The sequence below is a fragment of the Pseudomonas sp. 43NM1 genome (assembly GCF_002836905.1).
Lineage (GTDB): Bacteria > Pseudomonadota > Gammaproteobacteria > Pseudomonadales > Pseudomonadaceae > Aquipseudomonas > Aquipseudomonas prosekii.
The window spans coordinates 1-4,968 of the sequence record NZ_MKGS01000083.1; the positions used below are offsets into that span (position 1 = coordinate 1).

Genomic DNA, 4,968 nt, shown 5'->3' on the forward strand with positions numbered 1-4,968 from the left:
GTTCTACACCGCCGCCCGGGGTGATCGCGGCGGCCAGGGCACCGGGCTCGGACTGGCGATTTGTCAGGGCATGGTCGGCGCGCATGGCGGGCGAATCAGCGTCGCCGATGGCCTCGACGGGCGCGGCACGTGCATCACGCTGCACTTGCCGCTGCAGGAACAACCTGGTTTTGAAAGTGAAGCCTGATATCTTTCGCACATTCTCATTACCATCCCCGTGCCCATCCACACGCTGCGATCACAAACCATGAGCCAGACCGCGACCATTTTGGTCATCGACGACGAACCGCAGATCCGCAAATTCCTGCGCATCAGCCTCGCTTCCCAAGGCTACAAAGTGCTGGAGGCGGGCACCGGTAATGAAGGCCTGGCGCAAGCTGCGCTGAGCAAACCGGACTTGCTGGTGCTCGACCTCGGCCTGCCGGACATGGACGGCCAGCAAGTGCTGCGCGAGTTTCGCGAATGGTCGAGCGTGCCGGTGCTGGTGTTGTCGGTGCGCGCCAGCGAAGGGCAGAAAGTCGAGGCGCTGGATGGCGGCGCCAATGACTACGTGACCAAACCGTTCGGCATTCAGGAGTTTCTCGCGCGAGTCCGCGCGTTATTGCGCCAGGCGCCGAGCGGCGAAGCGCAGCAAGCGGCGCTGACGTTCGGCCCGTTGACCGTGGACCTGGCCTATCGGCGGGTGCTGCTCGACGGCGCCGAAGTCGCGCTCACCCGCAAGGAATACGCGGTGTTGGCGCAACTGGCGCGGCATCCTGGGCGGGTGATTACCCAGCAGCAATTGCTCAAGGAGATCTGGGGCCCGACGCACACCGAGGACAGCCATTATTTGCGGATTGTGGTCGGGCATTTACGGCAGAAACTGGCCGACGATCCGACCCGACCACGGTTTATCGTGACCGAGGCAGGGGTTGGTTATCGGTTGTTGGGGGAGGGTGGTCTGTAGGTTTTTCGGCGGGCAGTCCGGCCTCTTCGCGGGCAAGCCTCGCTCCCACACGGTTCATGCGAACCCTGTAGGAGCGAGGCTTGCCCGCGAAGAGGCCCTGACATTCACCCGAGAATCTCAAGAATCACGCTTCTGCTCACTCTCATACCGATCCATCGTATCGCTGGCAATCTCGCGGCCCAGCGCGATCAACTCCGGCGCTTTGTAAAACTCGAAAAACCGGCACACGCGCTTCGGCACGTTGATCAGCACGTCCGGCGGATACCCGGCGATCTTGTACTGCGCCAACGAGGTCTGCATCACCTCGAAACTCTGGTTGATCAAATCCAGCAATGACGCCGGCCCGACGTTGTCGATGATGAACGAACCGGTCGCGGATTTCGGTGCACCATCGGCTTGCGGAGCCGCCGCCGGTTGTTGCGCTTGCGGTTCGGCCGACTCGATCCACGGGTTGATATCCGCCGCTTCCGCCTTCAGCGCTTCCTGTTCCAGCAACAGCAACTGTTCAGCCTGTTTGCGGCGAAACGGCATCTTCGAACCGAGCGAACTGATCAGGTTATTGAAACGCGACTTGAATGCCGGCGGCCGCGGAATCACCGGCAATTGGTAATGCCGCTGGTTGGTCGAGTTGAGATTGACCGCGATGATCAAATCGCAATGGCTCGACACCACCGGCACGATCGGCAACGGATTCAACAGACCGCCATCAACCAGCATCCGATTGCCCTGCATCACCGGCGTGAACAAACTGGGGATCGCCGCCGAGGCGCGCATCGCTTGATGCAGGCAACCTTCCTGAAACCAGATTTCCTGCTGATTGGTCAGGTCCGTGGCCACCGCCGTGTAGGGAATGCGCAGATCTTCAATGTTGATTTCGCCGACGATCTTGCGGATCTGGCCAAAGACTTTCTCGCCACGAATCGCCCCCAGACGGAAGCTGACATCGACCAGCCGCAGCACGTCGAGGTAGTCGAGGCTTTCGATCCAGTCGCGATAATCCTTGAGTTTGCCGGCGGCATAAATCCCGCCGACCACCGCGCCCATCGAGCACCCGGCAATGCACGCGATGTCGTAACCACGCCGTTCGATCTCCTCAATGACACCGATATGGGCATAGCCCCGGGCTCCACCTGAGCCCAGCACCAGTGCGACACGCTTTTTCATGAATCGCCCTCGTCTGACAAGGTCCAACAATGCACCCATCAGGGGCAACGCTTCAATCGCCAAGGTCGTTGCGCGGGGTGACGGCGTCGTTTTTTCGACACTGCATGGCGCCACATGCGTATGCTCGCGAACGCGGTCGTTTGCGGGGCAGGTCAAGGCTTGGCAAAGCAGAGGCACTTTTTGCGCGCGCCACCGTCTTACCTGCACGACTGTTTTCCTATTCTTGAGGTGTGAGTGATGAAAGCCTGGATCTGTGTGCCGTTGATTGCCCTGGCGCTGGCCGGTTGTGCTGGTAAAACTGCGTACCGCGAAAGCTGCGGCAGCCAGATCGATGCCGCCTGGCATGAGCTCGACCTGGCCAAGGCTGAAGGTTTCGCCGGCACCGTCAGTTACTCCAAGGCTTTGTCGCTGTTGACCGGCGCCAAGACCCAGCAACAATTTGAAGCCTACGAAGGCTGCACCAACAAAGCCGAGAAGGCGCGCTTCTACATTCGCGAATCCCGCGCCGGTCGTTAACGGGCACGGTGCGTTCAACGGGCGGTTAAGCACATTCGATTCAGGGAGAAAGTGATGTCGGCTTTGGTCAATCGATTGGTGGCTCAGGTGCTGAGCCTGGATATTCGTTTGCTGGCGTGCCAGGCGCGTTTGACTGCCCGCACCGATCCCGAAGCGCTACACGACTTGCGCACCACCGTGCGGCGGCTGCGCAGTCTATTGCGACCGTTGCGCGGGTTGCCCGGCGTCGAGCAACTGGAAGCCGCCGCCTCGGGCGTCGGCGACCTGACCACGCCGCTGCGTGATCGCGAGGTGCTGGCGGCTTATCTGTTGGCGCACCAGCAACCCGAAGCGGCGCAACGGCGCATGGCGCAGATGGACGCGGCGTATCCTGCCGTCGCCGCCAGCGCTGAAGTGACGCAATTGCTGATGATCCTCGACGCGTTTCCGCGATTCCTACGCGCCGCGCAGCGTCAGGGTTTGCTGAAAGGTTTGCGTCAGCGCATCGAAAAGCGCCTGGCCAAGCAATGGAAAAAACTCGACGAAGCACTGCACGACCCGGCCCACGATCGCCATCGTCTGCGCTTGCTGATCAAGCGTGTGCGTTATGGCATCGAGGCTTATCCCGAGCTCGACCGTTTGCCGAAAGCGGCGATGCCGCGCCTGAAATCGGCGCAAGCCGCGCTGGGTGACTGGCACGATTGCTGGCAATGGCTGCTGTTGGCCGAGCAGGAAAGTGATTTGCAAAGCTGCGTCGCCGAATGGAAAACCACCATGGCCAAGGCTGAACAGCGTGCCGACCGCGTGCTGGATAAACTCAGCGACGCCTGCTTCAAATCCTGAAAACCCCTGAAGCCGAGACACAACCACTCAATAACGTCGACCCAACAACAACCACCACAAAACCTGTGGGAGCTGAGCTTGCTCGCGATGGCGTCGTGTCAGTCAGTAATTTTGCTGCTGACACGACGCCATCGCGAGCAAGCTCAGCTCCCACAGTCAGTTTTCCTGCAGCCAGGTTTCTGCACCTCTGATAAACCTCGCACGGCTCATCTGTCCGTCAATTTGGCCGGAATAAGCGCTGTATCGCCCGCGCAGGCTGGTTAACATCCCTTCATCCTTTTCCCGCACTCCCGAGGTTCCCATGCGCTTTTCCGATCTGCTCGACGCTGTCCGCAGCCAGCCGCAGGCGCTGTCGATTCCTGCCGAATGGGGTCAGGGCCGGGCCAGTTTCGGTGGCCTGATCGCCGCGTTGCAGTACGAAGCCATGCGCGCGAAAGTCCCGGCCGAGCGCCCGGTGCGCTCGCTGGCGATCACCTTTGTCGGCCCGGTCGAGCCGGACGTGCCGGTCAGTTTTGAAGTCGATGTGCTGCGCGAAGGCAAAGCGGTCAGCCAGGTCTTGGGCCGAGCGATGCAGAAGGGCCAAGTGGTGACGCTGATGCAAGGCAGTTTCGGCGCCTCGCGCGAGTCCGAAGTGGCAGTCCCGGCGCAACCGGCGCCCGCAATGAAGCACTGGGACGAATGTCAGGAACTGCCCTATATCAAAGGCGTGACCCCGGAATTCATGCGGCATCTGGCGATGCGCTGGAGTGTCGGCGGGCTGCCGTTTACCGGCAATACATCGCGCGAGATGGGCGGTTGGGTGAGGTTGCGTGGGGAAGTACGTGAAGAGGCGCTGAGCGAGGCGTACATTCTGGCGCTGGTCGACGCCTGGCCGCCGGCGTTATTGCCGCACCTGCGCAAACCAGCGGCGGGCAGCACGCTGACCTGGACCATCGAATTCGTCCAGCCGCTGCTGGCGCTGGATACGCTGGACTGGTGCAAATACCTCGCGGAAATCGAACACGCCGCTGACGGCTACGGCCACGTCGCGGCGAAATTGTGGAGCGCGGACGGTCGGTTGATCGCCATGAGCCGGCAGACCGTGACCATTTTCGCCTGACTCAGCGCCGGTGGCGTTTGCGCCAGGCGCGCCACCAGCCGCCGCTGAGGAAAAATCTCGGGAACGTCAGGAATTGCTCGACCAGCAAACGCGACATCGCGTCTTTGCGATCGGCGAACGGCTCGGAGGCCTGCGCCTCCAGGCTGTGGCCGTGGCGCTGCAAACCCAGCGCCGCAATCACGCCAATGACGCCAATCACGATATTCAACAGGCTCAGGCTGAACACCCCGGTGACGATCAGCAGAAAGCCAATGATGAACAGTGGCACGGCAATCAGGTGCAAGGCCAGATTGGTCGGGTGCTGATGGTTGTGCGGGTAGGACTTCCATTGCCAGGCCGGAAGGTTGGGATGACGTTTGCCCATGATGAAATTCCTTAATACACGTTGAGACACATGTTTGAAGGATAGGCGGGGCAGGGG

At 61.1% G+C, this 4,968-nt stretch carries 7 protein-coding genes; 5 read left to right on the forward strand and 2 right to left on the reverse strand.

Features of this window, described 5'->3' with window-relative positions; genetic code table 11:
• Both BI292_RS09055 and BI292_RS09060 read left to right on the forward strand, forming a co-directional pair.
• Positions 1–187: ATP-binding protein (locus BI292_RS09055; RefSeq protein WP_157831237.1), on the forward strand; the 187-nt coding region annotated here is incomplete at its 5' end.
• A gap of 60 nt (positions 188–247) precedes the next feature.
• Positions 248–946 carry a response regulator gene (locus BI292_RS09060; protein WP_092279477.1) on the forward strand — a complete coding sequence of 233 codons (699 nt, stop codon included), beginning with the start codon at positions 248–250 and terminating at the stop codon, positions 944–946.
• 117 nt (positions 947–1,063) lie between these two features.
• On the opposite strand, the gene BI292_RS09065 is transcribed toward BI292_RS09060, so the two are convergent.
• Positions 1,064–2,110 carry a patatin-like phospholipase family protein gene (locus tag BI292_RS09065; protein ID WP_092279479.1) on the reverse strand — a complete coding sequence of 349 codons (1,047 nt, stop codon included), beginning with the start codon at positions 2,108–2,110 and terminating at the stop codon, positions 1,064–1,066.
• A gap of 237 nt (positions 2,111–2,347) precedes the next feature.
• Between BI292_RS09065 and BI292_RS09070 the strand changes: the two genes are divergently transcribed.
• The 3 genes from BI292_RS09070 to BI292_RS09080 all read left to right on the forward strand — a co-directional run bounded on the left by BI292_RS09070 (position 2,348) and on the right by BI292_RS09080 (position 4,547).
• A complete protein-coding gene (locus BI292_RS09070; protein ID WP_101207673.1) occupies positions 2,348–2,626 on the forward strand; it encodes a hypothetical protein in 279 nt (92 codons plus the stop codon).
• Between the two features lie 54 nt (positions 2,627–2,680).
• Positions 2,681–3,448: a CHAD domain-containing protein gene (locus BI292_RS09075; protein ID WP_101207674.1), complete on the forward strand. Its 768-nt coding sequence runs from the start codon at positions 2,681–2,683 to the stop codon at positions 3,446–3,448.
• A 301-nt stretch (positions 3,449–3,749) separates the two neighbouring features.
• Positions 3,750–4,547: an acyl-CoA thioesterase II gene (locus tag BI292_RS09080; RefSeq protein ID WP_101207675.1), complete on the forward strand. Its 798-nt coding sequence runs from the start codon at positions 3,750–3,752 to the stop codon at positions 4,545–4,547.
• A 1-nt stretch (position 4,548) separates the two neighbouring features.
• Here BI292_RS09080 and BI292_RS09085 read toward each other — a convergent pair whose 3' ends face one another.
• On the reverse strand, positions 4,549–4,911 hold the full coding sequence (locus tag BI292_RS09085) for an Mpo1-like protein (protein WP_101207676.1): 363 nt from the start codon (positions 4,909–4,911) through the stop codon (positions 4,549–4,551).
• Positions 4,912–4,968: the final 57 nt, after the last annotated feature.

Bases quoted from the DNA above. Each gene is read 5' to 3' on its own strand.
- BI292_RS09070 (WP_101207673.1), top strand. From the start codon at position 2,348: ATGAAAGCCTGGATCTGTGTGCCGTTGATTGCCCTGGCGCTGGCCGGT.
- BI292_RS09075 (WP_101207674.1), top strand. From the start codon at position 2,681: ATGTCGGCTTTGGTCAATCGATTGGTGGCTCAGGTGCTGAGCCTGGAT.
- BI292_RS09085 (WP_101207676.1), bottom strand. From the start codon at position 4,911: ATGGGCAAACGTCATCCCAACCTTCCGGCCTGGCAATGGAAGTCCTAC.
- BI292_RS09065 (WP_092279479.1), bottom strand. From the start codon at position 2,110: ATGAAAAAGCGTGTCGCACTGGTGCTGGGCTCAGGTGGAGCCCGGGGC.
- BI292_RS09060 (WP_092279477.1), top strand. From the start codon at position 248: ATGAGCCAGACCGCGACCATTTTGGTCATCGACGACGAACCGCAGATC.
- BI292_RS09080 (WP_101207675.1), top strand. From the start codon at position 3,750: ATGCGCTTTTCCGATCTGCTCGACGCTGTCCGCAGCCAGCCGCAGGCG.